Origin of the sequence: Nitrospira sp. CR1.1 (assembly GCA_014055465.1) — a bacterium.
In the GTDB taxonomy this organism is placed as follows: domain Bacteria; phylum Nitrospirota; class Nitrospiria; order Nitrospirales; family Nitrospiraceae; genus Nitrospira_A.
Map to the genome: position 1 here is coordinate 456,431 of WIAF01000002.1, position 25,616 is coordinate 482,046.

24 protein-coding genes are annotated in these 25,616 nt (G+C 59.7%); 7 read left to right on the forward strand and 17 right to left on the reverse strand.

The annotated features are described in order from the left end of the window. Window positions 1-25: 25 nt before the first annotated feature. The 3 genes from GDA65_06700 to GDA65_06710 form a co-directional block, all read right to left on the reverse strand. Window positions 26-1,045, reverse strand: a complete 1,020-nt coding sequence (locus GDA65_06700) for a hypothetical protein (GenBank protein ID MBA5862379.1) — start codon at window positions 1,043-1,045, stop codon at window positions 26-28. Between the two features lie 146 nt (window positions 1,046-1,191). Next, window positions 1,192-1,689, reverse strand: a complete 498-nt coding sequence (locus tag GDA65_06705; protein MBA5862380.1) for a YajQ family cyclic di-GMP-binding protein — start codon at window positions 1,687-1,689, stop codon at window positions 1,192-1,194. Between the two features lie 37 nt (window positions 1,690-1,726). Then, entirely contained in the window at window positions 1,727-3,733 is a 2,007-nt protein-coding gene (locus GDA65_06710) for a carbon starvation protein A (protein MBA5862381.1), read from the reverse strand. A 350-nt stretch (window positions 3,734-4,083) separates the two neighbouring features. Between GDA65_06710 and GDA65_06715 the strand changes: the two genes are divergently transcribed. From GDA65_06715 to GDA65_06725, 3 genes are all read left to right on the forward strand, one after another. Further along, window positions 4,084-4,731 carry a glutathione S-transferase family protein gene (locus GDA65_06715; protein MBA5862382.1) on the forward strand — a complete coding sequence of 216 codons (648 nt, stop codon included), beginning with the start codon at window positions 4,084-4,086 and terminating at the stop codon, window positions 4,729-4,731. A 186-nt stretch (window positions 4,732-4,917) separates the two neighbouring features. After that, window positions 4,918-5,313 (forward strand): hypothetical protein, encoded by a 396-nt coding sequence (locus GDA65_06720; protein ID MBA5862383.1) that lies wholly within the window; start codon window positions 4,918-4,920, stop codon window positions 5,311-5,313. Window positions 5,314-5,432: 119 nt separating this feature from the next. Continuing rightward, entirely contained in the window at window positions 5,433-6,440 is a 1,008-nt protein-coding gene (locus tag GDA65_06725; GenBank protein ID MBA5862384.1) for an alpha/beta fold hydrolase, read from the forward strand. Window positions 6,441-6,502: 62 nt separating this feature from the next. Here GDA65_06725 and GDA65_06730 read toward each other — a convergent pair whose 3' ends face one another. The 14 genes from GDA65_06730 to GDA65_06795 all read right to left on the reverse strand — a co-directional run bounded on the left by GDA65_06730 (window position 6,503) and on the right by GDA65_06795 (window position 22,378). Next, a complete protein-coding gene (locus GDA65_06730; protein ID MBA5862385.1) occupies window positions 6,503-8,257 on the reverse strand; it encodes a hypothetical protein in 1,755 nt (584 codons plus the stop codon). Next, on the reverse strand, window positions 8,113-9,417 hold the full coding sequence (locus GDA65_06735; GenBank protein ID MBA5862386.1) for a DUF2088 domain-containing protein: 1,305 nt from the start codon (window positions 9,415-9,417) through the stop codon (window positions 8,113-8,115). Before GDA65_06735 ends, GDA65_06730 begins: the two co-directional genes overlap by 145 nt. After that, the gene (locus GDA65_06740) at window positions 9,410-10,327 is read right to left on the reverse strand and encodes a glycosyltransferase (protein ID MBA5862387.1); all 918 of its coding nucleotides are present in this window, start codon (window positions 10,325-10,327) and stop codon (window positions 9,410-9,412) included. The genes GDA65_06735 and GDA65_06740 overlap by 8 nt, the downstream gene beginning before the upstream one ends. Window positions 10,328-10,342: 15 nt before the next feature. Beyond that, entirely contained in the window at window positions 10,343-11,881 is a 1,539-nt protein-coding gene (locus GDA65_06745) for an oligosaccharide flippase family protein (GenBank protein ID MBA5862388.1), read from the reverse strand. A 20-nt stretch (window positions 11,882-11,901) separates the two neighbouring features. Further along, window positions 11,902-13,149 (reverse strand): hypothetical protein, encoded by a 1,248-nt coding sequence (locus tag GDA65_06750; protein MBA5862389.1) that lies wholly within the window; start codon window positions 13,147-13,149, stop codon window positions 11,902-11,904. After that, complete coding sequence (locus GDA65_06755; protein ID MBA5862390.1) at window positions 13,146-14,333, reverse strand: glycosyltransferase; 1,188 nt, start codon at window positions 14,331-14,333, stop codon at window positions 13,146-13,148. Before GDA65_06755 ends, GDA65_06750 begins: the two co-directional genes overlap by 4 nt. After that, entirely contained in the window at window positions 14,270-15,481 is a 1,212-nt protein-coding gene (locus GDA65_06760) for a glycosyltransferase (protein MBA5862391.1), read from the reverse strand. Before GDA65_06760 ends, GDA65_06755 begins: the two co-directional genes overlap by 64 nt. Before the next feature lie 17 nt (window positions 15,482-15,498). Further along, window positions 15,499-16,662 carry a glycosyltransferase gene (locus GDA65_06765; protein MBA5862392.1) on the reverse strand — a complete coding sequence of 388 codons (1,164 nt, stop codon included), beginning with the start codon at window positions 16,660-16,662 and terminating at the stop codon, window positions 15,499-15,501. A gap of 198 nt (window positions 16,663-16,860) precedes the next feature. Next, the gene (locus GDA65_06770) at window positions 16,861-17,856 is read right to left on the reverse strand and encodes a flippase-like domain-containing protein (protein ID MBA5862393.1); all 996 of its coding nucleotides are present in this window, start codon (window positions 17,854-17,856) and stop codon (window positions 16,861-16,863) included. After that, window positions 17,849-19,396: a hypothetical protein gene (locus GDA65_06775; GenBank protein MBA5862394.1), complete on the reverse strand. Its 1,548-nt coding sequence runs from the start codon at window positions 19,394-19,396 to the stop codon at window positions 17,849-17,851. The genes GDA65_06770 and GDA65_06775 overlap by 8 nt, the downstream gene beginning before the upstream one ends. Window positions 19,397-19,425: 29 nt before the next feature. Beyond that, window positions 19,426-20,145, reverse strand: a complete 720-nt coding sequence (locus GDA65_06780; GenBank protein ID MBA5862395.1) for an NTP transferase domain-containing protein — start codon at window positions 20,143-20,145, stop codon at window positions 19,426-19,428. Then, window positions 20,142-21,236, reverse strand: a complete 1,095-nt coding sequence (locus tag GDA65_06785) for an aminotransferase class V-fold PLP-dependent enzyme (GenBank protein ID MBA5862396.1) — start codon at window positions 21,234-21,236, stop codon at window positions 20,142-20,144. The genes GDA65_06780 and GDA65_06785 overlap by 4 nt, the downstream gene beginning before the upstream one ends. Window positions 21,237-21,305: 69 nt before the next feature. Beyond that, window positions 21,306-21,884, reverse strand: a complete 579-nt coding sequence (locus GDA65_06790; GenBank protein ID MBA5862397.1) for a sulfopyruvate decarboxylase subunit beta — start codon at window positions 21,882-21,884, stop codon at window positions 21,306-21,308. After that, window positions 21,881-22,378, reverse strand: coding sequence for a sulfopyruvate decarboxylase subunit alpha (locus GDA65_06795; GenBank protein MBA5862398.1), 498 nt, complete (start codon window positions 22,376-22,378; stop codon window positions 21,881-21,883). The genes GDA65_06790 and GDA65_06795 overlap by 4 nt, the downstream gene beginning before the upstream one ends. Before the next feature lie 100 nt (window positions 22,379-22,478). Here GDA65_06795 and GDA65_06800 point away from each other — a divergent pair, with 100 nt between their 5' ends. The 4 genes from GDA65_06800 to GDA65_06815 all read left to right on the forward strand — a co-directional run bounded on the left by GDA65_06800 (window position 22,479) and on the right by GDA65_06815 (window position 25,575). After that, window positions 22,479-23,066, forward strand: coding sequence for a hypothetical protein (locus tag GDA65_06800; GenBank protein ID MBA5862399.1), 588 nt, complete (start codon window positions 22,479-22,481; stop codon window positions 23,064-23,066). A 3-nt stretch (window positions 23,067-23,069) separates the two neighbouring features. Continuing rightward, entirely contained in the window at window positions 23,070-23,609 is a 540-nt protein-coding gene (locus GDA65_06805; protein MBA5862400.1) for a hypothetical protein, read from the forward strand. Between the two features lie 111 nt (window positions 23,610-23,720). Further along, a complete protein-coding gene (locus GDA65_06810; GenBank protein ID MBA5862401.1) occupies window positions 23,721-24,392 on the forward strand; it encodes a TetR family transcriptional regulator in 672 nt (223 codons plus the stop codon). Beyond that, entirely contained in the window at window positions 24,382-25,575 is a 1,194-nt protein-coding gene (locus GDA65_06815) for an efflux RND transporter periplasmic adaptor subunit (protein MBA5862402.1), read from the forward strand. The genes GDA65_06810 and GDA65_06815 overlap by 11 nt, the downstream gene beginning before the upstream one ends. Window positions 25,576-25,616 lie beyond the last annotated feature (41 nt).

Consider the following 25,616-nt stretch of genomic DNA (forward strand, 5'->3'; position numbering starts at 1 on the left):
GCGGGCGACCTCATCCGACAGCCTGCTAGTCCTTGGGAAACACCGACGGCATCGGCTGCCAATGGGCGCCGCCATCCACGCTCTTATAGAGCCCGCTGCCGTTCGTACCCGCGAACAAGACCTGCGGATCCATGGCGCTTTGCGCGAGAGAACGGATATTGGTTGTCGTCAGTCCCTCATTGAATGCCGCCCAGGTTTTGCCGCCATCTTCGCTCCGGTGAATGCCATCCCGCGCGGCGAGATACATCACCCCGGCCCGCGCGCGATCCAGTACCATCGCCACAATCATCTGATCTTGCAACGACTCACCGATACGCACCCATGAGACCGCACCATCCGTGGTTTTATACAGACCGGCCAGCGACGCAGCGTAGACCGTGTCCGGCGCGAAGGGGTCGACCTGCACCGATGTCACGCCGAGTGCGCGCGATGTCTTCACCATACCTTCCGGCACCAGACCGTTATTCATCTGCAGCCAATGCGCCCCCTGATCACTCGTTTTGTACACGCCTCCGCTAGTGCCGGCATACATCACGGAGGGATGCGCGGGGTCCATCCCCAGCGTCACCACCATCAATACTTCCTTCATCCCCTCCATCTTCTTCACCCACCGCTCCCCGGCATTCTTCGATTCGAATACGCCCATCGTGGTGGCCAGGAAAATGTGGTTGTCGTCCGCCGGATCGAAAACAAACTGGTTGACGACGGACGAGATCGTCGCATCGTCCAAGCCGGTTCGAACCGAGGTCCAGCGCTGACCGCCGTCATAACTTTTGTAGACCGCATCTCCCTTTGTGCCCGCATAGATCGTGGCGGGATAGACCGGGTCGATCGCCATCGCAATGACGCGCGAGTAGCTCATCCCCTTCGAGAGATTGCTCCAGGTTTTCCCGCCGTCCCGCGATTTGTAAATGTAATCATTGGTGGCGATGTACAGAATGTCCGGATTGGTGGGATGGAGTTGAATGACGACGATCGGATCACTGCCGGTGCATCCGCCGAGAGCGAAGACGAACATCAAGAGACAAAGGAAAAGTTTGGGCATCCTGGAACCGGGGAATTCCTTCTGGGATGGTCAAACAGGCTGCCCAGCAAGGCCGCAGCGAGCGAGGAGGCGAGGCGTACTACGTTGTACGTCGAGCCTCTGAGCGACGCGAGAACGAAGCTGGAGGCCGGTTTCACCACCCCAGGCTAGCGGTAGTTGGTGAACTGCAAATCAATCCCAAAATCTTTTCCTTTAAGGAACGCAATGGCCGCTTGCAGATCATCCTTGCTCTTGCTGATCACCCGCACCTGTTCACCCTGGATCTGCGCCTGGACTTTCAGCTTGGATTCTTTGACGGCCTTGGTAATCTCCTTGGCCTTCTCCGAAGCGATCCCGCTTTGAATCTTGATCACTTGACGGACCGTGGCCCCGAGCGCCTCCTCGATCCTGCCGTAGTCGAATGCCTTCAGTGAAACTCCGCGCTTCACGCATTTGCTCTTGATGATTTCAATGACCGCATTGAGCTTATACTCATCGTCGGAGAGCACGACGAGTTCCTTTTCCTTCTCCTTCAACGTCAGCTCGGTCTTGGAGTCCTTGAAGTCGAACCGCTGCTTGATCTCCTTGGTCGCCTGATCGACGACGTTTTTCATTTCCTGCATATTCACTTCCGACACGACATCGAATGATGATTGGTCAGCCACGATTTCCTCCTTCTATGCTCGCGCCATCGTCCAGAACCTAACAGCAGCCGCCGCCATGCGGCAGCTTGAACGTGCGGTCATCATGATGGTGAATCGCCGTCTGCGCGCGACCAGCCGATCCGCCGCCGGCAGTGGCGATGACTTCGCTGCTGCTGAATGGGCGCTTCAGAACCACATACCCATACCACTGCTTCAGGCTGTCGCTCAAGACGACGATCCCCAGAATCGCCACGACCGCAACGAGCACGGCGTCGAGATAGAGCGCGAAGGCCTGCCCTGCCGCCAGCGTCGCCGCCTTCGTCAGGAACATCCAGAACATCTCATACGAGCCGGCCAGCGTAATGCCTCCCACAAACAACATGGGGAGGGCCGTCACCCAGAGATACGGCGCCTTCCACATCTTGATCAATACCGTCGTGCCGATACAGAGCGCCAGCGTGCCCAGCAATTGATTGGCGGCACCGAACATCGGCCAAATGGTGGAAATGCTGCCGGTTCCGATCAAGTAGGCCCAGGACCCCACGACAACAGCACTACTCAGCAGCACGCCAGGCTGCCAGTTCATCTGTCGAAATGGCGCATAGACACGCCCGGCCATTTCCTGAATCAGATACCGCGCGACACGCGTCCCCGTATCGATCGTCGTCAGAATGAACAGCGCCTCGAACACCAGCGCGAATTGATACCAATAGGCCATCAGCCCGGCCATACCTGGCAACGCGGCAAAAATTGACGCCATGCCCACGGCCAGTGAGACCGCACCACCCGGCCGCCCCGCGACATTCACTTCGACCAACTGCGACAACTCCGCAATGCGGGATGGCGCAAACCCCATCGCCGTCAGCGTCTCTGCGGAGAGCATCGTATTGATGGCCAGATAATCGCCAGGAATCAGCACCGACGCCGCAATCAACGCCATGACGCCGACGAAACTTTCCAACAACATCGCCGCATACCCCACCACCGCCTGGGACTCTTGTTCAATCATCTTGGGGGTCGTCCCGGAAGACACCAGCGAGTGAAAGCCCGATACGGCGCCGCAGGCGATCGTAATGAACAGAAAGGGGAACAAGGTGCCGGGAATAATCGGTCCTCCCCCGTTAGCAAATGAGGTCAGGCGCGGCATCTCAATCGTCGGCGCCATGAGAATCACGCCAAGCCCGAGCAGAAACACCACGCCGAGTTTCATGAAGGTTGAGAGATACCCGCGCGGCACCAGCAACATCCACCCCGGCAATACCGAAGCGATGAATCCATACCCGGCCAGCAGCCAGACAAGCGCCGGCTTCTCGAACTCGAACAACCAGGCATAGGACGATTGCCCGACGACGCGCCCGAACAGCACCGCCCCAACCAGGAACACCAGGCCGATCACGGACACTTCGGCGACCGCGCCCGGACGAAACTTCTGGAGATAAAACCCCATGATGAACCCGATGGGAATCGTCATGGCAATCGTAAAGGTGCCCCACGCGTTATGGTAGAGCGCATTCACCACCGCGAAGCCGAGCCCGGCCAGCGCGACCACCACAATAAACAGGACCGCCACCGCTGTTGCCGTGCCGGTAATGGACCCCAGTTCATCATGTGCGATCTCCGGCAACGAGCGGCCATTGCGCCGCATCGAGGCGACGAGAATAATAAAATCCTGCACCGCCCCCGCCAAAACCGCACCGATCACCAGCCAGAGAAAGCCGGGGAGAAACCCGAACTGCGCCGCCAGCACCGGCCCGAGCAAAGGACCCGCGCCCGCAATCGCCGCGAAGTGGTGGCCGAACAGGACGACTCTATTTGTGGGATGGAAGTTCACCCCGTCGTTCAACCGCACGGCCGGCGTCAGACGGGTGTTATCCAAGTGCACGACGCGACGCGCCAGCCAGCGACCGTAGAAGCGATAGGCCAAGACATAGATGCAGGCCGCCGCCACGACCAGCCATAAGCCGTTCACTTTTTCGTGAGGATTGACGACGCCGACGACATGGGCAAGCGCCACAGCCGCGAGGATCGAGAGCAGCGCCCAGAACAGCACAACGGCTAATTTCATGCGCGGCATACTAACAACCCATCGACGTGTTGTAAATCAACGACCTTCCTGCAATGCTCATCATCAGTCCTAATTCGGCTCGTATGGTACCCGGATGATAATCCTGAACGATCACGACAGGGGAGGTGTATATGCGTGCACCCAAAGAGAGAGCAGATCGCCAAAGTTCTTCAGGGCTAGCCGGGCGACAGTCCCTGCGACGGGAAGCTCCGAAAACTTGATCAGGCACAGATAGTCACCAGCGGAACGAGGCCGGTTCTGAGGGCGCGCGTTCCGCGAGCAGGAAGACGATCGGGCAGCCGTTCCCGTCCTCTGTTGATCTTTCCCCTCGCTTCCTTCATATAGACGCCATGCTCACCCTGATCCAGCTTCCTTGGTCGCCGTTCTGCATCACGGTGCGGCATATCCTTGAACGGCACGGCATCCTATTTCGCCTTCGCAACATCCGCTATCACGAGCGGGCTTCCATTATCCAAGCTACAAATGGGCGTGGCCATACGGTACCCTGCATCGTCGACGGGAAACACGCGATCTGCGACCGCACAGATTTTGGGCAGGACGTTGCGCGCTATATCGACCGACGCTTCAAGCTCGACCTCTTCCCGAAGGAGCTCGAAGGCCTTCAGCTGATTCTATCCCGCTATATTGAGACCGACCTGGAGATGGTGGGATTCAAAGTGAACGATACCTACGTGATTCCCTCCCGACCACTGGTCGAGCGCGTCATGCTGATCCGTCACAAGGAGCGAAAGTTCGGAAAGGGCTGCGTTCAGGAATGGACCAGTCACCGGAAATATCTCTCTACTCAATTTGCCGAACTCCTGTTGCCGATCGACCACATGCTGGCCTCGTCTGCCTATTTGCTCTCCGACCGGCCCTTGTTCGTCGATTACAACCTGTACGGTGTGATCGGAAACTATCTTTTCAACGGCAAAACGAAGTTGCCCAAGCTGACACACTTGCGCCGTTGGCAACACAGGATGGGGCAATCCAACTGACCACGTTGGTCTCTTCCAACCCATGCGGTAGCTGATTCCAACCGCCAGGGGAACCCGGTGGCTCCCACCATACAGACTCAATGAAAACATCGAAACACGACGTTCGACCAGAACGTGGCAGCGGTCATGCCTATCTTCATGCTTCACGTTCAACAGGTCTGAGACTTTGCTATACTGACCTCCGCCATGGCGTCCGACATGCCTCCAGAGCCATCCGGAAGAGAACGCCGCGAATTTTATCGCATCACCGTCCTTCTGCCCATCTGCATTCAGGTTGCCGCGGACGACACCGAAGGCGAGTTGACGGAAACATCCGTCAACCTCAGCGCCGGTGGTATTGGCGTGATGGTGACGACGCTCTATCAATCGGGGGAAATCCTGTCCCTCACCCTCCTCCTCCCCGGCCAAGTTCTCTTCAAATCTTCTATCGAGGTGTTGCGGCTTGATCCGCTCCCGCTCCTGGGCGATACGTACCGCCTCCACGCTCGCTTCGTCGGGCTGAGCTCGCAAAACCGGGAACTGCTTGTCAGATCCATCCTTCGTTTTCAGCGCGACCATCTGCAGGAACACTATTCCGCGTGAGCGGCAGCATCAAAGTTCCCTGATTTCCCGATCGGGGCCATGCCAAGCCATTGGTTTGCGACGAAGCACTCGTTGGCCTCGGTTTGCTTCCGCCACTCGTTACAGGGGATGATGCTCGCATGCGCGCACTCACATGGGTCCTCGGTCTGGTCGTCGCACTGGCGGCCGGAGGCGCCCTCTATCAAATTTCCGGCATGGTGCTCGATCGGCAACAGTATCCGCCTCCCGGCCAAATGGTCGACATAGGAGGACACCGGTTGCACCTCTATTGCCTTGGAACAGGAAGTCCGACGGTGGTGCTGGAGGCGGCTGCACCCGGCTGGTCGCTGTCTTGGAGCACGGTGCACCAGCAGCTTGCCAGGACGACCCGCGTCTGCGCGTATGATCGCGCCGGCCTCGGGTGGAGCGAGCGCGGACCACTGCCGCGCACGGGACAACGGATGGCGCGTGAACTTCATCGCCTCCTGGAGCGCGCCGGCATCTCCGGTCCTTATGTGCTCGTCGGGCATGCTCTCGGCGGTCTTGTTGTCCGGCTCTACCAACACGACTATCCCAAAGAAGTGGTCGGCATGGTGCTGGTGGACGCGGGACATGAACTGGAAATGCGTCAGGCTGAATTTCGATTATTCGCGAATATCGAAAAATCAAGACTGCCCGCCATTCGCGCCATGACAATGCTGGGCATCTCACGCCTGATGGCGTCATATGACCAACTGCCGCCGCTGTTGATCGGACAGGAGGAGAAGGTCACTCGGGAGGTTCGCCCGATGCTGCGCGCCGGCTGGCTGCGGACCGGCTATTATTCCACCTTAAGCGATGAACACGACGGGCTGATTGAAACCCTGGAGCAAGTGCGCCATAGCGGTTCGCTCGGCGATCTTCCATTGGTCGTCGTCACGGCCACGGGCCCGACCTGGCGGCCGGATATGCCGGGCCAGGTGAACCCTGCCAAGTTCAGGAAAATGTGGGGGGATCTGCAGCAGGACCTGACCAAGCTCTCGACGAATAGCCGCCAGGTCTTTGCCGACCAAAGCGGTCACTTCATCCAATTCGATCAGCCGGCGCTCGTCAGCGAGACCATCCGCCAGATGGTCAGCACCATTCGTCAGCCATCAAAAAACCGGTAGGCGTTCGATCGAAGACCGGGGCAGCGCGAAACCCGCGTCGCGAACCCACTGACCACCTGAATTCATTGGGCCAATGCGCCAGACACGGCGCCCGAGGAACGTACCCGTTCATACACCTGATAGCGGCCCACCTGGAGAATGAGCCTCACCTGCCCGGTGTTGATCAGCGTCCGGTAGATCCCTGCCCAGCGGCCGAATTCGCCGACCACCACGTAGTCTGGATCTGCCTCGAGGGCGTCGTACGTCAGATGCCGCTCTTTCTTCCACATTTGCGGGATGAAGTCCACGTTCAGTTGCGCGGGCGGATAGTGATACCGACGGTTCAGCAGAAATAGCAGCTCACTCTCATAGGTTTCGATCAAGGCATGGTTCGGCACTCGACTGTGAAGATAGGTCACCACCTCTTGCAACGCCCTGCCATCTTCACGCCCACGGAAGGCATATCGTGCCGTCACCGCCGTCCACAGACACAGGAGCACGAGCGACACCACCGCGAGACTCTTGATCCCCGGCATCCTCGCCTGTCCGGCTCGAAAACCGGACCAAATTGAGCGGGCCGTCTCCCTCAGATCATACCCCTGGCTCCATTCGTAGAGGAGCGCCAGGAAAAATGGGGTCGAGACGAACCATGCCGGAAACGCATACCGCGCCCCGCCAAGGGAGAGCAGAAAGAACCAGCCGAACCAACTCAGCGCGAATGTCAGCAACATTGTACGAACCGCGTCAGTCAGCGTGAACTCAACGCGAGATCGCCACTGCACATACATCGTCCATACTCCATGGCTCAATCCACAGATTGTCGGCAGGCAAAATCGCAGGGTGAACCACAGCGCATCCAGTCGGATCGTCGGCACTAACACAAGGGCCGATACCTGTAGAAGCCCCGGCATGGGTGGGTTGGGCAGGGTATGGCCTTCCAACGCCAAAGAACGCAACCCGTTCAAGCCATACATCACCACCCAGCTGCCGGCGGCGCTGCCCGTCAGCAGCCCTGCGATTCTTCGTTCGCCCCGTAACGCAGCCAGCAGACTCGACATCAGAAGTGCCAGGGTGAAAAATGGACGAATCTGCGCCTTGCTCATCAGGGCCACGCCCCAGCAGCCGAGAGCCCCTCCCCACCAAACAGGATGCCGGTCCACCAGCAACAGACAAACGGAACCGGCCAGGAAGAAGCACAGCATCGGCATCTCACCCAAGACCTGTCGCCCTATGATCAACGGATGCATCCCCCAGTTGCCGGGGATGAACAGGAGAATCGCCAGGGTGCCGAGCGCAACATCACGACTGAATAGTTTCAACGTAAGGTAATAGAGGCAGCCCAGCGCCCCGAGGGCATACAGCAGTTCCACAAACCTCGCCTGCCACACGCCGACGCCGAGCAGGCGGAATCCAGCAGCAATCGATGCCACCACAGGAAAGTGTCCGGCCAGGATCGGTGGGGCCGGCTCACCGTTCAGCAGACACCCATAGTGACCGGTTTCCACCCACTGCCGCGCAACACAGAGCGTCCATCCCTCATCCCACCACACCGGTGGAGTGACGGCCAATTCAAACAAGCCCATCGCGCAGGCGGACACGAGAAGGAACAACCCGATGCCGATTCGACTGATGCTCATGGGATATCCAGGACGAACGTCACCACTCGGGCGGGTGCGGGCAGACGGGCAGGATCTCAATGGTTCACCGTGTGGGGCTGTAACTCCGCAGCCCCGCTCGGAATGAGAAACGGCGCACAACGGTAGACCGCCACCGTCAACGGCCCGTCGCCATGTCGTGCCTGGAGCGCCGCCAGCAAGGCCGGCCACTCGCCGAACCATTGCGCGTGAGGAAACACCGCCGTCAACTCGTCTGGCTTCAAGCCTGGGGACAGGACTATCAGACGGTGTTGCTTCTGGCGAATCAGTTTTGCCATCGTGCGCAGCTTCTCGAGCGGACGATCCAAATCAGCCCACCGGAAATGCGTCAGCCTCCTCGCAATGCGTGACCAAAGAGGACTGTCGACGGGAAACAGCTCATGGGTGCCCAATCCAAGCGGACAGGCGGCGATCACCACCCGGGACGCCTCCGGACCCGCATACTCGATCGGCCACATCCCCCGATCCTGCGCAAACTGCCAACTGGTATCGAAGGGATACATATCCGCCACGACGATGTCGGCCTCAGGCACGAACGGCACCGTGTACATCGCATGCGCCGCACGCACGCCGGCCTCATGCGCCGCCACGACATCGCCCGCGAAGAGCCCGCTGATCTGTCGAGAGTGATTCATGGTGACGTTCACGATGAAATCGAGCCCGACGGTTCTTGCCACCGCAATCATCTCGCGCCGCAGTTCGGTGTGAATGGAGCCTCCCCGCTCACGCGAGCCACGCAAATAATCATGCATCATCCTGGTGGTCTCGACCCCGCAGACGGCCGGAAGGATGATCTTCGCGCCGCCTGAAAACCCTGCGATGGGATGCGGGTAGATACACCCGACCCCGATCTTGAGATCACACTCCATCACGGTTCGATTGATTAACAGGGGCAAGCCTCCCGGAGATCGGCCCACGTTCACGAGTTCCCCCCGGCTATCGTGAGCCAATACACGCACCTCAGCAGGGAGATGATGGCCGACCTTTTTTGCCTTGTCCTCTGCGGAGGCAGGCGGATGCGTGCCACCCGCCAGTAGCACGGTGATCGCGCGGCCGGGCATTCCCGCTCGCAGCAGTTCCTCGATGAGTACGGGAAGCAGGCCGGCGGCAGGAGTCGGCCTGGTGAGATCATCGACGATGATCACGGCTCGCGTTTTGCCGACAGCGATGTCGGAGAGTCGCCGAGAGCCAATGGGACGTTGCAGCCCCTCACGCAACCCGTCTGCCGTCAGCGCCGGATGGTCCTGCGGGCCAACCTCCACAATCTTCCACGTCGACGGGAATCCGATCGTCAGCGGCTCATCGCCGAACCAGGCCCTGGTACGCAACTCGACGTTACTCATGGTTCGCGCGCTGTGAGGACGGTGCCTGACGGCTGCGACCGTTCCCCTGGTTGTTCCCGTTCGATGTCCACATCCCCCGCCACATCTCCCATAGAAAACCGACAGCCTGGTATTTTTCTCCCAGCCAAAACCACCAGAAATGGCGTGCGCTGCGAAACTGTTTCCGGGCAAACGGCCCAAACAGTTTGACCCAGACGGCTTTCAGCCAGCGCGGCTTGATCTTTCGGCCGGCCGCTCCCCATAGCAGACTATCCTGCGGCACAATACCGCTCGCATCGCCCTGCATCGCTCGAAACAACCGTGCGATACCCATGCCGCGTTGAAATGAATGTCGCAAATGTTGCACGCCCGTGGCTCGGCGCAGATGGGCCACCGGATTCGGCACATACACCATTCGGGCCCCGCGTTTCCGTAGACGCCAAATCAGCTCCCAATCCTCCCCCGCTCCGCCAAAGGCAGGATTGAAGACATACCCGTCGTCCCGCTCACAGTCCATCAGGCAATCTCGTCGAAAAAGAATGTTCCCGCCGTTTCCCACCAAGCCTCCCGGATCGAGTTGTTCAACCGTCGGAAGGGGCGTGCGGCGACGGATCGCATCCAGGAGGGGATCCGTTTCTTGAAAGGTGCCGCCCGCGACAGCCGCCTCGTAGCGATCAAGCGCGCCCACCAATCGTTCCAGCCAATCCGGCGGCGGAATGCCGTCATCGTCGGCAAAGGCGATCAGATCGCCCGTTGCCCGGGCAATTCCTTCATTCCTTCCCCAGGCGACGCCGCGCCGATCGCGGTCGATCACGACGATGACTTCATCCGGTAGCCGCGTCTGCTTCGCCAAGGCGGCCTGACATAGGGCCAATGTCTCCCGCCCCAGGGTTGGAATCACCACCGAAACGATATGATGATCCTGTGCCATCGACTTCTCACTCGTTCAGTTCGCGGCAGTGGCGCCAAGGCGAACCAGGATCGGCTGGAGCAGGTGCATGAGGCTGATGGCGATCCGGCGAATCGGCCCAGGCAAACTGTCCACCATCTGCTCGAGTTCACGAAGGCGGATCAAGCCCAGTCGGAAGACGCCGCCCCAATACAGGCCGAACGCGACGATTCCGCCGACTGTGAGCGCCACCAACGGGACAGAAATTGCCTTGGCTATCGGCACCAATACCGCGCTGGTCCCCGCGCACAAGAGCATAAATCGCCCCCAAGAAAAACCTTGAAAGGGGTGGGCCCCCTCCTCCTGCAGCAACCGGACATACACCATCGCTACGCCGATGAACGACACGGACGTGGCCACGGCCGCTCCCGCGGCACCCCAGCGCGGGACGAATGCCACGTTGAGGAGAATATTCATCACCGTGGCCGCGAACACGATCTTCAACAACGTCACGACCCATCCATGCGCCTGGATCACGGGCCTGATGACTCGTGCGAGCGAGAAGGCAAAGGCCCCGGGAATCAACAATTGCAACGGCAACGTGGCGCCCTGGAACTCGGGGCCGAAGTAGACAGTCACAATGTGTTCGGCAAACGCCAGGACGAAGATCAGCAAGAAGGCCGTCGTCATGGCGACATACCGCATCAGTCGGCTGACTAAGCGCGTGATCTCTTCCACCTGGCCACGCACCCATAAGTGAGCCGTCGACTGCACCATCACGCCCTCAATGGCGATGGGAAGGAACCAGACAAACTCCGACCACTGCACCGCCGCTGCGTAGAATCCCGTCTGTTGATCGCCGGAAAAATGCCGAACCAGCAGGATATCGATTGAATACAACATCATTGCGACGCCGGCGTATGCCATGGTCGACATGCCGAAGTGCATGAACGCGCGGCGAGGAATGGGCTCATCGTTTCCGGTATCAGGGGCGTCATGAATCGCCCGCCGTGAGCGTCGAAGCGTGATCGCGGCGACGAGCACACCAGAACACAGCATTCCGCTCAGCGCCCCCAGGACGCCGAATCCGGTCGTGACCAGCCCCGCACCCACTGCCGCCCCGACGATGACTCCCAATGAGGCCGGTAGCGTGGCCTCTTCTTCGCGGTGGAGCCCATAGAGAATGCCGCTGGCGTATAGAGATGCCTGTTCACACCAAAGAATTCCAACCACAACCGCCGCCACTATCAGCGCCTGAGGGCTGAAGCCTGCCCCGGCGAGCAGAATGAGCAGCACGGCTCCCCCTACAATGCCGGCACTGACTGTATTCACGGCAGCGGCCAATTCGGCCAACCGCTCTTGCCACACCCGATCATTCGGCCGCTCGGCAATGTATTTCGTCAACGCATGCCGCATACCGAAGTTGGCCGGATGTGAGCTGATCAGTAACAGCGCGACATAGTACGCATATTGACCATAGCCATCGATCCCCAGGATGCGCGAGTAGATCGGCAGAACCAGCCCCGTCACGACCAGCTTGGTGGCAGACCAGGTTCCGACGGAGACGATGCCCTTTGTGATGGTTTTCGCTGACATGGCAGGCGGCGGGCGGCAACCTACGTCCCAGCGGGGGCAAGTGGCTGCGACTTCCCTGAAGAGGAGGGGCCCTCAGCTCCGCCAAGGAGCATGATCAGTCGTGACAATTGTGTTTCATAGACCGCCGCAAACGATGCGTACTGTTTCCTGAGGGCCGACTGGAGCGCATCATGTTGGGACAGGACGTCGAGGGCATGACGGCTCAACCACGCCCCCGTCACATCTGAAACCCGGATCATATGTTGGTGTTGTCCGATGAGCTCCATGATACTTTCTGACTTGGAGGCGTGAGCAATGCTGACAATAGGCGTCCCCATCGAAGAGGCCAACAGCAACGAATGGAACCGCATCCCGACGACGAGATCCATGAGCCCGAGCATACCCTTCATTTCTCTCGGCTGATACTGGCGAGTCACGACGCTCACCCGCGCCAGATCCGCTGCTGCTCCCAGGCGCTCGACGACCTTCACCGCCGGAACACGATCATCATCGGGATCGACGGTGTGCATGGGAAAGAACAGAATATGGTAGTCGGTCTTCTCCAGCAAGGTCCGGACCAACTGCGCCATTGCGTCCTGATACTGCTCCACATCGCCCGGCGAAAACTGTCGGTCGTAATGATGCACACCGAACTCGGGCCCCGCATGAAAGTCTCTCATGCAAATCGCGACGGCCTTCTCATTGGGCCTCACGCCCTCTATGGCCAGCAACCTTTTCGCTTGGTCGCTTGAAAGAGGTGTCATCTGCGTGGCCGGATCGGGGAGAAATTCAACCGAGGCTCCTCCGTTTACCAACTCCGATAGCCCACGGACTGTCTCCGGATCTCGTCCGCTAAGGTAATCGGCCCGGCGGCATATAAAGCGCACCAGTGCGCGGCAATGCCGGTTGGAGAGGGGGCGAAGCCATATCCCCCACACGATGATTTTGGCGCCGAACAGCCGAGCCACAGCCGCAAGCGTCGCGCAATAGAGCATATGAACGGTATGGTCGAAGAATGGCGATCCCCCGGTGAACACCAGCGCATCAACCGAGTAGAGGAGACGGATCAATGTGATCGGATGGCGGCGCGGCGCGAGAGCCGACAGTCCATGGAGGGCTTGCACCCGCACCGGGTCCGGCGTCAACACGGTGAATTCAGCCGGAGCGGCCTTCCCCAGGCTTTCGACAATGCCGAGGAGAAGCGCATTGTCGCCGACATTGGGGCTGTCGAACCATCCTCCGGTGAGACAGAACCGCATCGGACGCCGTGACCGTGAGACAGGCTTCATGCGGCCTGACCTCTTCCTTCAATATGGCGGCCGTACTGCTCGATGTGGGCTTGCAAAGCCCGCGAGGTTTCGTAGGTCTCACGCACGTAGTCATACGCCGCCCGGCCCTTCTCCAAGGGCGACTCGGCGAGGAGGCTCCGTATGGCCGAGGCATAGTCATCATCATGCACCTGTTTTCCGAACCGCGTCGCGAACTGGTCCGGGTCCACCCGGCTGATGATCGGGCATCCATAGGCCGCCGCTTCGAGAAACGTCAACGGCAACCCTTCGCGCACCGCCGTGCTGACAAAGATCCAGGTGTCTGAGAGCAGTTGGTGCATGCGGTCCGGTTCGCGGAAGCGGTTGATCAGCCCCGGCATTTCCAGGTTTGGCACGTCACGGAATCGCCGTCGCAACTCCGCATCGAACCCCGTTTCTGCGGAGGCGCTCCCCTTCCCGACAGCCACGAACCGGTACTCGGGAAACTGTGCGGCGAGTTCCAGAAAGAGCCAGGGACGCTTGCGCTTGTCCCATCGCGCGACAAAGGTGATGGTCGGCCGGTCGCTTTTGCGAGGCACTGCTGCAGGCACATCAATGAGATTGGGCAGCAGCGTCGGCAATTCCTTCAGGCCGTAGAGGCGTTTGACCTTCTCTTTCAGGAAATGCGCAGGGCAATAGACCGCGTCCGCACGGCGCACGGCGCGCCTTACCAGAATCCCGGATTCCGTGAGGTAGTTGAGCGGTGTCAGGAGGCGCCGCATCGGGGTGGCGTAGAGAAACTCCACCCACCAGTCGCTCAACTCCCGCGGATCACGGCTGGTCACCACATGGGCACAGCGCGGGTGGATTCGTTGCGCCAGATACGTCAGTACGGTCGGATCCTGCGAGTGGAAAATGTCGGCGTTGGATTCCCGAATGAGACGGCAGGCGTCCCTGACATTGCGCGGAGAAAAACTGCGGATCTCCACCCCGCCGATGGTTTCGAGCGGCTGTTGCCCCCGGCGCCCTGGTACAATGACGCTGACCCTGTGGCCCGACGACGCGAGGCTCTCGGCAAGCTTCCGCGACATGCTGCCGAATCCGCCATAAATCCCCCAGTCGAAATACTGGCTGGTGAGAATGCACACGTGCGGGTATCTGCTCATCCTCGCGATTCCTTCTTGAATCGGCGCGCCGCCTCCACCACGGGGCGACGACTCGTGCATCGGCGCTCGATCGACGGCACGGTCAGGCCCGCACACAACTCGAGATATCGGGTCGCCAGGGCCGGCCAGCCGAATTCCTGCGCGCGTCTTCGCCCTGCCTGCCCCATCCGCGTGCGCCGCTCGCCGTCCTTCAACAGACGCTGCAACGCGGCGGTGAGGCCCGGCACATCGGCCCAGGCCACAATCTCGCCGTTCTCTTCCTGCGTGACCAATTCAGCGGTACCTCCCGTATTGGTGACGACCACCGGCAGTCCGGACGCCATCGCTTCCAACAGCGCGATCGACATGCCCTCGTGTTGGGACGGCAGGACGAACAGATCGGCATCGTGGTACACCCGCGGCATCAGTTCACGCGGCACAAACCCCTTGAAGGTCACCGCGTCCAGCACATTCAGACTCGCGGCCAGCTCACGCAGCTGCGGTTCGGCATCGCCCGTCCCCACGAACATCAACGCCAGCGGCTCAGTCCCGGCTGCGCGCAGGTGGGCAAACGCACGCAACAGATGATGCTGGCCTTTGCGTTCGATCAAACGGGCCACACAGATGATCGTAAAAGGACGTAGCGGCGCAGGCCCCGTGGGAACAAACGACCGCGTATCAACCCCATTGGGAATGGTCACCAATTTCAGATCGGGCATTGTCCGATGCGCCAGTGCAATCTGCTCGGCGCTGATCGCCGTCACGGCCCCGGCCCGCCGCCAGATCTGTCTAATCACCGGTGTCAGCACGGGATACAGATAGTTATATCGCGCTTCGAACCACGGGACATCGGGGCCCTGCAGGGACAGGATATAGGGGAGGCCATGCGTCCGGCGCAGGAGATAGCTGATAGCGCCGGCCGGCACGCCCGCGAAGGCGAAACTCACGTCATAGCGATGCTGGGACAGCAATCGTGTAGCCTGCCGCCAGCCGCGCCAACTGTACCGCAACAGTTCACGGTTGGTCGCATGATGGATATTCTGATTGTCGACCGGCACCTTGTAAATCGTGATGCGATCGGCGAACGGCTCCCTCTCGTACCGGGTCCGGCTACGCGAGGAGGTGACGAGATCCACCGTCACGTCCGTTCGCCGGGCCATCTCTTCCAACAGATGGAAATTGACGACACCCGTGCCGCCACCGAGGGGAGGGAACTCATTATCGAACATGAGAATGCGAATGGCGGTTATCTCCTGGTCACGCGGCGGGCGACATACAGCGGGCGGTTCTTGACCTCGTCGGAAATCCGGCCGATGTACTCCCCGATCACGCCGATGGTCATCAGCTGAATGCCAGCCAGGAAGAAGATCGACACGACCAAGGTCGTAAAACCGGCAACCCCGACACCGATGGTGAGTTTCTTAATGAAATAAAACAGCGCCACCAGAAACGAGAGCAGCGAAACGGTAAAGCCCAGCAACGTGATGATGCGCAACGGCATGTGGCTGAAGGAGATCAATCCGTCGAGCGCAAGGTAGATCAATTTCCGAAGCGTGTATTTGGGCGTTCCGGCATGGCGCGCCTGGCGCTCATAGGGCACCCCCACCTGCTTGAATCCCACCCAGCTGCGGATTCCCCTGACAAATCGATTCCGTTCAGGCATGCGGACCAGGAGATCCACCACCTTCCGGTCCATGACGCAAAAATCTCCGGCATCCAACGGAATCTCGATATTGGCGACCCGTTGAAGCAGCCGGTAAAATCCCGCGTAGGCCAACCGCTTGCCCCACCATTCCTTGCGTTCGGTTCGCACGGCGTAGACCACTTCCCACCCTTCCTGCCATTTCGCCAAAAAGGTGTGCAGGACTTCGGGAGGATCCTGCAGATCGGCATCCATAATACTGACGACGCGCCCGCGACTATGCTCTAATCCGGCGCTGATCGCGACTTGGTGGCCGAAATTTCGGGCAAACTCCACGACGACAACCCGATGATCCTCTGATTCCAGGCGCCGCAATATTTCCGGGCTGTGATCGTGACTGCCGTCGTCGATGAAGACGATCTCGTAATCCAGCCCTTGTTCAGTGAGCGTTCTCGTCAGGCGGGTATGGAGGGTCTGCAAATTCTCTTCTTCATTAAAGACCGGAATCACGATCGACAACATCGGCGGAGGAGCGGACGCGACGCGTTGCCCCAGAATGGCGGCAATCAATGCCGGTGGCTGGCGATGGTCTTCGGCAGTGGCTGTCAGTTCCATTGCCGACGCCAAGGCCCGGCAGAATTCCAGGGCTTCCTGCGGATCCTGTGTCGGCGGCAATCGACGCCCCTGGCTCGACGGCAGCCCTCTTGCTGATGACATCTCATTCCGGCCAGACCAATCTCGCGGACCGGACTGCGGTGACGGCTGCATAGAACCACTCATCGTTGTCTCATCGTTGTAAGGGCATGCCGCTGGTCATCTTAGAATGGCACACTCAGTGTTGCTCCCTAGTGTAGCCGAGGAGAACCAATCAGGCCACATCTTGTCGTGAAATCGCACCGTAGGACATTCGGAATCGTCCTCGCTGTCGCAACCTGACACACATTCGCTTTTCAGAAGGGGTGATAATTATTTTTTTGAAAGAGAGGGATCGGCGCCTTTGGTCACGATTGCCAGACAGCCGAGCCCCAGCGCAATCCAGACAAACTCCCGAAAACGCCGCAGGAGCGCGAAGGTGATGCCCGTGACCTCGCCATATCCGAACGCAGAGAGCAGAAACAGGTTCCCGGCATCCTGAGCACCCAAGCTGCCTGGAATAAAAAACGTCCCCCCTTTGATAAAGACGGAGAGCGCCCCAATTGCGACAGCCGGCAAGACGTTGATGGATTGCCCCATGCAAAGAACCATCACATAGACCTCTAGCGCTTCCGCCAGCCAACCGAGCAGAAACAGTCCCGTCGAAAGCAGGAAGGCCTGTCGTTGATGGGAATAAAAACTCGCGATCGTGCGATCCAATTCGAGCAACTGCTGTTCGCGAGTTTCCAGAAATTGGATGCGTAGGCCGATACGCCTCAGTACTGCGAGGATCCACCCGAACATACCCTGCCGTTGAACGATGACAAAGGCGCCGACCCCGAACAGCAGGAGTCCCACGCTGACCATCCCGGCGGTGATCGTCTGTCCGGCAGATCCGCCCGAACCCAACAACCAAAATCCCAGGCCGATGCCCGCGAGTATGAATAGAATTTGGGCGATGGTCATGGTGGTTTTGGCCGTCACCACGGAGGCAAGGCCTTCAACCAGCGGCACCCCCTGGCGATTCAGGAGATAGGCCTTCAGCGGTTCGCCTCCCACGTAGGCCGTGGGAGTGGTCATATTCACGACTTCTCCGGCGGTGCGAATTGCCAAGATGCGCCAAAACGGGACGCCGTTCGCCCAGACGCCGAGCGTCACGCGCCAACCATAGGCTTCGAGGACATACATCAGGAGAGAGGGAAGCAGGATCAGCGCCATGGCGGCGGGACCCAGTTGCGTCACCGCATCGTAAATACGCCCGATGCCGATGTGCCAGACCAGTGCCGAGAGTGTCAGCGCCCCGAGGACAAGGAGGGCGGCCTTAAGCACGGGCCCGTGCCGAGGGTCGGATCACCCACACCATCATCAACCAGAAGACGGTTGAGCCGAGTGCGGCCATCCATAAAAACCAGTCGAGTTTATCCAACAGGGCAAACAAGAACACCACGACCGAGAAATCGCGGCTCGCCACATTTTTCAGAATGAAGTCGGACCAGGCCGCCTGCTTCGGCGTACTCCACCCACGGGTGGCGCCGATTTTTTGCGCCTTCGTGACCAGCCAGAACGCCATGGCATTGCCGAATACGGCCGCGCCCCCTAGCGCCAAAGGCACCCACGCTTCGGCCGTATCGGCCTGCCGAACATAGGCGCCGCAGGCAATTCCGGCAAAGATGGCGATATGCACCACATTGTCCATGGCGATATCCAGCCAGGCGCCGAACGGGGATTCCGTGAAGGTGAGGCGCGCCACCTCGCCATCGCAACAGTCGATAATAGCGGCGAGTTGAAATAACAACGCAGCGATAATGCCGGTCGTGTACGTACCCAGACCGAACCCGACGGCCGAGAGGAGCCCGATAACAGTCGCCACCATGGTGATGGTGTTCGGTGAACACTTCAGCTGCAAGAACAGTCTAGTCAACAGGCGCGAGAAGGTGCGGTTGAAGTAGCGGTCGACAAATCCCTCGGCGTCGCCCTTCAGCGATCGGAACAACGTCCGCTCCGCCTGGCCGATACTGGCCTGATCCCATACTTCGCGATACCAGAGTCCGGCATGGGATGCGGCGGACACCACCCGTACACGCCCTTCGATGGCGGCTCGTTCCAGCCAGCGGCGCATGGGGGTCATCCCGGTGGCATCCGTGGCGCCGCTCGTCGACGCCTCAGCCGCCCCGTTGGGCGGGTTCAAAATACTGGCTGGCAACACGACCAGATCGGCTGCCACCTGGTGGCCTACCTGGCCGGGCTGATTATGAAATGAAATCAGCCGCCCCTCCTGAAATGCGACCACCGGATTCCGACGACCGGCCACAGGCTCGACCGGGCCCGCTTCTCGCGTGACCACCACCGCCTCGCCGTCGCGCACAGTCTGTCGCAAATGTTCGATCAAGCCCCTGGAGAAAACCGCCTGGACTCCGGCCACCAGGCAAAAGCCCCGGACCTCAGCGGCCAGGGATTCCCATGTGCGCGGATCGTCGAGGGGAAACTCCCGCACCGGCATCCACCGGACCGGAATCGTGACGCGGGCCCCGCGCGCCAACGCCTGTTTCAACAACTCTTCATCGGGACCGGCCAAGATGATCAATTGGCGGATGCCGCCTCGCTGCAAGGTGAGGACCGTCCGTTGAAAGAGGCTCAACCCTCCGATGTGGGTCAAGGGGCCCACGTTGGCAAGCCCGCGCCCAGGGCGATCGGCGAAAAGACCGGCGCCCGGCAGGAGAATGGCCGTGCTCAACCCCTGGAGTTCGGCGCCTCGTTGTAAGGTACTTTCGCTCATCGTCGGACTCGTTGTTCGTCCCTCGCCAAAGACACGAGAAGTCGCTAGCAACAGCGTATCGGTGTCGGATCTTTCCCCAGAGCGCGTCGCCATTGATGCGTCGCGTGCGGCGAGCACGGGCTCTATAGCCGGGGCAGAACCTCCCGCTCCGCCTTCGTCACATCTTCAGGGAAATCAATTTCGGTCCAGGGCAGTCCTCCGATTTTCTCATGCCCGACCTTGACCTCGCGGAAATACTGCAGCAATCCGTCTTCGTATTCCATGTCCCAACGGTCCTGATCAATGTATCCCTTGAGGGAGGTGATCACATGCGCAGTATCTGCCCGGCGCACCCTGAGGAACCCGACGCCTTCGCCGGCGAGATCGTACCGATCAGGCACCTTTTTGCTCAAGGCGATGACACGCTCGCCCTGTACGACGACCATACATTCCTCGCCGGTTTGCTTCACCGTGTCGTCCATCAGCAGGCAGTTTTCGTAGGGAGACGCCACCAGGCGACGTAGGATTTCCCGATGAAACAACACATCCGCGTCCATGATGACCACGTCGTCTATCAGCGCCTGCCTGGCAATCCACAGCGACGAAATGCTGCCGCGATGAAACTCCTCGTTCACGAGATAGGAGATGTCTACCCCATGGCACTGCGAGCCAACGGCAGCCCTGATCATCTCCTGCTTGTATCCGACCACAATCGTCACGTGCTTGATTTTGACCGAGGCCAGGGATTCCAGATAGCGGGACAGCAAGGTCTGCCCGCCGATCTCGATCAGGCATTTTGGTTTATGCTGGGTCACCGGCCAGAGGCGTTTGCCGACTCCTGCCGCAAGGATAATCGCCTTCATGCGCGCGCCGCCGCACCCGCCATGACTTCCTCGAACGCGCCCAGAAAGCCGTCGATCTGGGATTCAGTGAGGGCTCCCATGTTGGCGACCCGAAAGACCTTCGATTCCAGTTGTCCCTGACCGGCATAGATCACATAGCCGCGGTCCTTGAGCTGATCATGCAGGGTGGCGTAGCTCAGCCCGGCCGGTAGATGGAAGGTGGTGATCGTATTCGACTGCAGGTCCGCCGGCAGGAACGGCTGCACTCCCATACCTGCCATCCGCTCGCGAATTCTTGTTGCCATGCGCCGATACCGCTGAAAGCGGTTCGCCAACCCCTCTTCCAGCAACTCGTCCAGGGCCTCTTCAAAGGCGTAGTACACCTGCACAGCCGGCGTGAACGGCACGATCCCTCGTCCCTGTTCATCAACATAATGAGTCAGGGTCAGGTACCAGGACCGCTTTGGATACTTGCGCATCTGGTCCAGGAATCCCTTGCGCAGCAGGACAAACGAGACGCCGGGGAACCCCTGAATGCACTTCCCCGCCGTTCCCGCCACCATATAGATGTGCGATCCGGCGATATCGATCGGTTCGCCTGCCAGACCGCTGACCGAATCGAGGACGAAGACCCGGTTGAGGCTATCAGCCACTTCCGCAATTTCTTTCACCGGATTGATCAAGCCGGTCGTCGTCTCGTGGTGCACCATCGATACCGCGTGCACTTCGGGGTGCTGCCGGAGGGCTAACCGGAGCCGTTCCGGATCAGGCCGGATGTGCCAGTCCGACTTCAGTTCAGAGACACCGAGCCGCTGCAACCCGATCATATTGGACAGGCGTTCGCCGTAGACCCCGTTGTTGAGCACCAACATGCGCTTGCCCAACGGGAGGCAGGACATGACGGCGGACTCCACGGCAGCCGTGCCGGACCCCGTCAAGACGACGGCCACGTAGTCCGACTCCGCACCGGGCACGAAGGCGGTGAGCAGCTTCTGCTGGATGCGAAGCAGCATCTCGGAAAACTCGGATTCCCGATGGCAAATATCCGGACGCAACAAGGCCTGCCGCACCCGTTCGCTCACATTGACCGGACCTGGATTCAGAAGTATCATGATTATCCCTCAGGCTGGTGATCGGGACAGAGTAGGACGGGCTCACTCAGCACGTTCAGGGCACCGCCACTACTCGATGGCTTTCATGAAGCGCGCGGTGATGGCCGGCGGCTCCAGCGCAATCCGTCCGGCATCCTCGACAAACTCGTTCACCTTGACGAGCAACATACTCGGTCCATCGTTCTTCAACATATCTTTGAATTCGTACACGAGATCTTCACGGTCCAACACCCGTTCGACCGCCACATATCCCGCCGCCTTCGCCACCTTTTCCAGCTGAACGACGTTCGAGATGGTCGGCTGATTCCCCGTCGAGCCATACACTTCATTGTCGAACACGACATGGACGAAATTCTTCGGTCGCAATGCGCCCACCGTCGCCAATGTGCCCATCCCCATCAGCACGTTGCCGTCTCCGTCGAAGACGATCACCTTCTTTGAAGGTTTGGACAGCGCCACGCCCAGGCCGATGGCTGCGGCATTGCCCATCGACCCGATCATATAGAAATGTGTCGGCCGATCGGCCAGTTTCTGGGCTTCCCGCGAAGGAAATCCGTTGCAGATGATGACGGGCTGATCCGTCAATAGTTCTAGCAGGGCAGCCATCGCCTGCGCCCGGCTCTGCATCGTCCCCTGTTCCGGCCTCATGGGTGCAACCCCTTGATGATGCCCTTTTTGATCAGGAGGGCGACCGGAATACGTTGCTTCATAAAGGTTTGTCCCGCCCACCGGAGATCGTCCGCCATCGTCTGTTCCGACAGGGTCCGGTGTGGAATTTTCATCGTGTCGAGCAACTGCGGCATCGTCTCGCCCATCACCAGATGTTCCGGAGCGTCTTTTCCTTCAAAGCCTCGCCAGGATACCAGCAAGAGGCACGGCTGCCGATAGATCATATTGAGCGACAGCAGGGTGTTCAACGACGTGCCGAGCCCGGAGTTCTGCATGAGCACGGCCGGAATTTTTCCGGCCATGAAGGCGCCGGCAGCCATGGCGACGGCCTCATCCTCGCGCACGGCCGAGGTGTAGAGCTTGCGCGTGAGCAACTCTTCGATGATGCCGCCCAACAGGGAATCGGGCACACCGGTGAAGAAGTTGACGCCCATATTCTCGAGCGCCTGTACGAACACATCACTGTCGACCATGAACCATGCTCCTGTCGCCTGACGGGCCCCGGCACAAGAGGCGCATTATAGCCAAGGGGTCCTTCATTCACAAGAACACCGCACGGAGAGTTGCCGCCGCGTGAACGCCCATGGTAGCGTGCCATATCGGGACCCTGTGAAAGCCATGCGCAACGCGTTTTCAATATGGTCGCCTCTCCGTCTCCTGCAGTGCATCGGGTCCGTCAGCGCGCTGCTGCTCCTCACAGCCGGGCCGGCTTTCGCCATTACCATGGTCAACGATCCGCACGGCTATCACGATCTTTCCTGGGGCACGCCCCTCGCCGGCATTTCTGACCTCGCCGTCACCCGTGAGAACACGCATACCATCGACTATGAATTTCGCGACCGCCCCCCGGTCTATGCCGACATTCCCGTCGAGAGCCTGCACCTTTCGACGGTGGACGCCCAGTTTGCGCGCGTGACGATCCGATACCGTGGCGCGCAGGCTCATCAGCAGGTGTTGCAATATCTCGAACGGACCTATGGGGCGATTGAACGGCTTCCCGGCCAAATGATGCGCGGACTCAACCAGCAATATACGTGGCGTGGACCGGAAACAGAAATCACGCTGACCTATGAGGCAAACCGGGACCGGGGCTTTATTTTTATCGAAAGCCGCAACCTGGCGCCACGCTTTCAAGATCGCATGTCGGATACGGCGGACTAACCTATGCTGCGCGGACAGACCTTCCGCTCCCACACACGCTGGCTGCGTATTCTTGCCATCGGGATCCTGCTACTGCCGCCGATCGCCCCGGCGGGGGCCGTCCCCATGCAGAACGACCCGAATGGTTTCGAAGGCATTCCCTGGGGAGCAGCGTTTACCGAATCCGATCGGTTCCTGAAGGTGGAGGATGCGGGCCGGGTCCAAACCTATGAACTGACATCCACACCCCGGACATTGGGACCGGCGACGGTCGAGTCCATGAAGTTCAGCACCATCGAAGGGAAATTCGCCCGCGTCATGGTCCGGTATACCGGAAAGGACACCCACGACCACCTATTGACCTTCCTGCAGCAACAATTCGGCCCGATCGATCAGAGCCCCGGTCAGATGACGGGTGGCGCGGTCAAGTTTTTCAACTGGCAGGGACCAGACAGCGCGATCATCCTTCGGTATGATCTTCGTACCAGCCAGGGCGTGATTTTTTTCGAGAGCGAAGCGTTTCGCGTGAAGTTGAATGAAGGCAATTCGCCTTCCGCCCCGTGACCGGGCTATCGTCCTCTCTCCCCCTGTCCTCCAGGACATTCCCCCCTGCGGATGGAATGTTCGCGATCCTTGTCACCCTTCATTGTTGCGTGATACCTTGAGTGGTGAGTAATCACTCACCGGACGAACGATGACGTGAAACCGACGAGCGCCAGTTCTCGCAATGTCAGCCAGGATCGCCAGGCCAGCCTGATTGCCTCTGCCGCGAACTTGTTTGCCGCCAAGGGCTTCAAAGGCACCACCACCAAAGAAATCGCCAAGGCCGCCGGCGTGAGCGAAGCGCTGGTGTTCAAGTACTTTCCGACTAAGCGGGCACTGTACACCGCCATCCTGGCCGAAAAGGCTCCGTTGAGCGAACTGCTGAGCGCCGTGGAGAAATGTGCGCACAAACGTGACGACCATCGGGTCTTTACCCTGATTGCCAGCTACCGGATCCGCCCGGGCGCCGATCCCACGATGTTACGGCTACTGCTCTTCAGCGCGTTGGAGGGCCATGAGCTCGCCGATATGTTTTTCGGAAAACAACACCGGGTATTCTATGACTATTTAGCCGGCTACATTCAGACCAGGATCGACGAGGGCGCTTTTCGTCCAATCGATCCCTTGCTCGCGGCGCGCGCCTTCATCGGCATGGTCGTGCACCACCGACTGCTACACGAAATTTTCGACGTGCCCTTGCACTGTCCCCATAAAGAGATTGTCGCCACCTATGCGGAACTGTTTTTGAACGGCCTCCAGCCTTCATCCACCGATAAAAAACGAGGCCTGACTCGTGTCCGGTAATCCGATCAAACGGCATCCGATCGTCACCCTGGGCATCATCCTCTTTGTCGCCGTAGCGGCATTGGTCGTGTTCCGCCTCACGAGCGGCGCCAAAACGGACCCGCGCAAGAACCGGATTCTCACCGTGGGCACCATGACGCCCATCAAACAGGATCTCGACGTGCGGTTGACCTATACCGCCGATTTGATTCCGAACCAGCTCGTCAACATCTTCTCCCGCGTGGACGGCTACATTGCCAGGATCTATGTGGATAAGGGCGATTTGGTAAAGGCGAATCAGTTGCTGGTCGAAATCGACCATACCGACTACATCCATGCGGTCAATCAGGCCAAGGCCAATCTCTTGTCGGCCAAAGCGAAGGTCGTCCAGCAGGACGCCGGAGTACGGAACGCCACCCTCACGCTTGACCGCATGCAAGCGCTGATCAAAGACCAGTTTGTCTCGCAGCAGGACCTGGATACGGCCCTGGTGAACCGCGATGCGGCCGTGGCCCTACAGGATTCTCTGCGCGCGCAGGTGCAACAGATGACGGTCGCCCTGGCACAGGCCGAGACGAATCTTGCCTATTCCTACATCCGCGCCCCCTTTGCCGGCTATATCGCCGAGCGCAACCTCGACCCCGGCGCCTATGTGAGCGGCACAACCGCCAGCACGTCTACCGTGTCGCGCGGCATCCTGAGCGTGCACGACGTTGAAACCGTGCGCACATTGATCGAAGTCGTGGAGAAGGATGTGCCCCTTGTGCAAGTCGGGCAACGCGCCGACGTTCGCGCCGAGGCCTATCCGAATGAGGTGTTCGACGGCCGAGTAACCCGCATTGTGCAGGCATTGAACCGCGCCACCCGCACCATGACCGTGGAGGTCGATCTGCCGAATAAGGACCACCGCCTCAAAGGCGGCATGTTCGCCCGCGTCGAAGTCCTGGTCGGAAAACATCCCCAGGCGATTCAGATTCCTCTGGACGCCGTGAGCCGGCTCGAAGACTCGCAGTATGTCTATGTCGTACAAGACGGGAAGGCGCACCAAGTGCCGGTCGAACTGGGCGCGCGCGCCGAGAACCGTGTCGAAGTGCTGAAAGGCCTCGCAGGGGACGAACAACTGATCGTCTCCGGCAAAGACTTGGTCAGCGAAGGTGTCCCGGTACAAACGCAGCCGATAGATGCCGCGAAACGTGAGTCGTAAAAAGTACAAGGTGAAGGAACCTCTCGCGTTGTCTTCATTGC